Raw genomic sequence first — 3,905 nt, 5'->3', positions numbered from 1 at the left:
CATCATCTACGTCTCGATGTCGGTCGAAGGCGTGGCCGCGATGCAGGCCTGCGCCCGGATCGGCGCCACGCACTCGGTCGTGTTCGGCGGTTTCTCGGCCAAGTCGCTGCAGGAGCGCATCATCGACGCCGGCGCGGTGGCCGTGATCACGGCTGACGAACAGTTGCGCGGCGGCAAGGCGCTGCCACTGAAAGCAATCGTCGATGACGCACTGGCAATGGGCGGCTGCGACAGCGTCGAGAACGTCGTGGTGTATCAGCGCACCGGCGGCAAGATCACTATGGCGAGCGGGCGCGACAGCTGGCTGCACGAGCTGGTCGCAAAGCAGCCGGACCTGTGCGAGCCGGAATGGGTCAGCGCCGAGCATCCGCTATTCATCCTCTACACCTCCGGCTCGACCGGCACCCCGAAGGGCGTCCAGCATTCCTCCGGCGGCTTCCTGCTGTGGGCCATGCTCACCATGAAGTGGACCTTCGACATCAAGCCGAGCGACGTGTTCTGGTGCACCGCCGACATCGGCTGGGTCACCGGCCACACCTACATCGCCTACGGCCCACTCGCGGTCGGTGCCACCGAAGTCGTGTTCGAAGGGATCCCGACCTACCCGAACGCCGGCCGCTTCTGGGACATGATCCAGAAGCACAAGGTCAGCATCTTCTACACCGCCCCGACCGCGATCCGCTCGCTGATCAAGGCCGCCGATGCCGACGCCAACATCCATCCCGACAAATACGACCTGTCCAGCCTGCGCCTGTTGGGCACGGTGGGCGAGCCGATCAACCCGGAAGCCTGGATCTGGTACTACAAACACATCGGCCGCGAACACTGCCCGATCGTCGACACCTTCTGGCAAACCGAGACCGGCGGCCACATGATCAGCCCGCTGCCGGGCGCGACGCCGATGGTGCCCGGCTCCTGCACGCTGCCGCTGCCCGGCATCATGGCCGCGGTGGTCGATGAAACCGGCCAGGACCTGCCGAACGGCCACGGCGGCATCCTGGTCGTCAAGCGGCCATGGCCGGCGATGATCCGCACCATCTGGGGCGACCCGGAGCGCTACAAGAAGAGCTACTTCCCGGACGAACTCGGCGGCACCACCTATCTGGCCGGCGACGGCGCGATCCGCAACAAGGACACCGGCTACTTCACCATCACCGGCCGCATCGACGACGTGCTCAACGTCTCCGGTCACCGCATGGGCACCATGGAAATCGAATCGGCGCTGGTGGCCCATCCGCTGGTGGCCGAAGCGGCCGTGGTCGGCAAGCCGGACGACACCACCGGCGAATCGATCTGCGCCTTCGTGGTCCTGAAGCGGACGCGCCCGATCGGCGATGAAGCCAAGCAGATCGCCAAGGAACTGCGCGACTGGGTCGCCAAGGAAATCGGCCCGATCGCCAAACCGAAAGAACTGCGCTTCGGCGACAACCTGCCCAAGACCCGCTCCGGCAAGATCATGCGGCGCCTGCTGCGCGTGCTGGCCAGGAACGAGGAAATCACGCAGGATGTCTCGACGCTGGAGAATCCGGCAATCCTGGAGCAGCTCAAGCAGGCTTTGTAACGCGAGGTGGCCGAGGTTCTGCACCCGGTTGAAGAAAACAAAAACGGCGCCGGAAGAAGGGCGCCGTTTTTGTTGCATGACTTTTATTGCATGATTCGCAGACAAATTTGGCAGTCGCAGCAAGTAGGATGGGTGCAACCCATCATTGCCGACGTGGATGATGGCTTGCGCCGATCCGACGGCGCTGCGAGGGGGAGGTGCCAAATGCCTTGCCCAGCAACGATCTTCATGTGATTGCCCTGCTACGCCCCGCATAAATTGCCGCGCACCCAATTATTTTGCTATAATTCGCGGCTTCGTGAAAGCGAACAGCAGTATGCAGGAGAGATGGATGAGTGGTTGAAGTCGCACGCCTGGAAAGCGTGTATAGGTTCATAGCCTATCCGGGGTTCGAATCCCCGTCTCTCCGCCAATGAGTCAGCTGCTCAGATAGTTATCTGAGATAGCAAGAAAAAAGCGCTTAATAATCAAATGGTTAGTTTGATTATTAAGCGCTTTTTCTTTTTGGCTGCTCAGATCGATAGGCGTCATCCATACAAATTCGATCTACTTTCTCTGGTTCGCGGTTTGGGCGTCCGGTTCAAAATTTAGAGCCTATGCTATGTATTGGCGCCGATTGACATTTAATCTATCCGAGAAACCATGGTTGTCCGCGAAACTCGGTGGCGCGCGGGCGGCAGCAAGACTGTTAAAGCGAGACCTATAAACCGTGCTTATCCGGTTAGCTCCCAAGCCTACTAGCCTGAATATTTCATGAACTTGGTTGGCGCCGGGAGTTCAATCAACATTTTGATCCGGTTGGCGACATGACGATGCAATGGGCAAAGGTTGCCCTACCCATGCAAAGTGGGATAAATGCTGATCGTGTTTGAAGGTGATTGGGAAGGGTGGGCGGTCTATTTTCGGCTGACTGGACGTATCCGTATCAGGACGAGTTGACGAGTTTTGCGGGTCTTGGTATGAACAAGCGCTCAGCGAGCGTATGGAGAAGATGCTTGACCGGGCATGCACTCGGCAGATGCAAGACGACACGGTTTTTGCACTGCCGGACCTGCACTGCGATTTTGAATAGTTTCGTAATGACCGTCGATGGCTGTGCTTGCGACAGTGCCGTATGCTGCAGGCCCTGTGTGCGCAATTGCTGGTGCAAGACATAGGCAGCGGCGTGCTGCAGCAGGCGCATGCAGTTAGCCAGGAAGGTCGTGCAGGAAGTACGATCGGACGCCAGATCGCCCTTGAGGTGCTTGATGAAATTTTCTGTCTGGCCACGTCCGCAGTACAGATCTTCATATAACATGCCGGCATCAAGCCCGACTAGGGAAGTGACCACAAATCGGGGATTCTCACCCTGGGCCATCACCTCCGCTTTCAAGAGCACATGCCACGGTTTGGACCACGAACCTGCTGCATAGGTAAATTCGTGAAACAGGCGAACCGCTTCCGGCACCACATCCTGAGTCTGTACGTCGGCCCATAAAGCGCATGCGCGCTGCTTGGTCGGCTCTGCCAGGGCTTGCAGTTTCACATTGCCCGACAGTCCAAAAATGAAGTCGATGTTCGGCATGGCGTCTATCATCTGCATCATTTCCGGGCCACTGAAATGTCCGTCGCCCCGCACCAGAATGTGCGTCTGCGGAAAGCGCTTGCGGATGAGCATGAGCACGCGCTTCATGATCATGGCATTCTCGGCGCCCGTTGGCCGTTTGCCAGGGCGCAGCACTGCTGCCACCAGCGCACCGGACAAGCCGTCAAAAATCATCAGCGGCAAGTAGCAAGTGCTTTGGTAGAAATGGTTATAAAACGCCAGCGGCTGCTGCCCGTGCGCGGCATCTTCCGAGTGATCCAGATCGAGCACCAAGGTCTTCGGCGGGCAGGCGAAGCTGGCGATGAATTGTTCAACCAGGGCTTGGCTGACGCGATAGATGTCCTTGCTGCTGACTGCATGTTCAAAGCGGGAAATGGTCGAGGCCGACGCCAGCGTACTGCCAGCATCAAACGGCAATCGACCTGCGCCGAGCCGAAACATCGGGTCATTGCGCAAGGCATTGGAATCGTTGCCGTCTTCGTAGCCGCAACCGATTTGATAGATGCGCTGCGCCAGGATGTCACGGTAGAAGTGGGTAATGTAGCTGGCATGTCTTGTATCGACCAGCGCTGCCGCCAGCCGCTGCGTCAAGCCAATCTGGCGATCAACGCCGCTGAGCAACAAGGGGCCAAGATCGGACGACAAGCCGCCGCCGGCAAAATCGGCGCGGATCGTATGGTTTGGAATGGATGCAAATCGGAGTTGTTCTGTCGTAGAATTCATGCTGGGCAACGCGTTGTTTGTGTTGATGAATGCGTT

The 3,905-nt window shown here is 58.6% G+C and carries 2 protein-coding genes and 1 tRNA gene; 2 read left to right on the top strand and 1 reads right to left on the bottom strand.

Features of this window, described 5'->3' with window-relative positions; all coding sequences use genetic code 11:
- Together acs and ACFOFO_RS21290 are read left to right on the top strand one after the other, a co-directional pair.
- On the top strand, positions 1-1,561 hold a 1,561-nt coding region (gene acs / locus ACFOFO_RS21295; RefSeq protein WP_390332781.1), incomplete at its 5' end, for an acetate--CoA ligase.
- Positions 1,562-1,882: 321 nt separating this feature from the next.
- A tRNA-Ser gene (locus ACFOFO_RS21290) sits at positions 1,883-1,973 on the top strand.
- Between the two features lie 513 nt (positions 1,974-2,486).
- Here ACFOFO_RS21290 and ACFOFO_RS21285 read toward each other — a convergent pair.
- Entirely contained in the window at positions 2,487-3,869 is a 1,383-nt protein-coding gene (locus ACFOFO_RS21285) for an IS1380 family transposase (protein ID WP_390332783.1), read from the bottom strand.
- Positions 3,870-3,905 lie beyond the last annotated feature (36 nt).

This window comes from Pseudundibacterium arcticum, from assembly GCF_042646465.1.
GTDB classification, from domain to species: domain Bacteria; phylum Pseudomonadota; class Gammaproteobacteria; order Burkholderiales; family Burkholderiaceae_D; genus Undibacterium_A; species Undibacterium_A arcticum.
Note: the sequence above shows the minus strand (reverse complement) of the source record. Positions and strands in the feature narration are given on the sequence as shown.

Bases quoted from the DNA above. Each gene is read 5' to 3' on its own strand.
- ACFOFO_RS21285 (WP_390332783.1), bottom strand. From the start codon at position 3,869: ATGAATTCTACGACAGAACAACTCCGATTTGCATCCATTCCAAACCAT.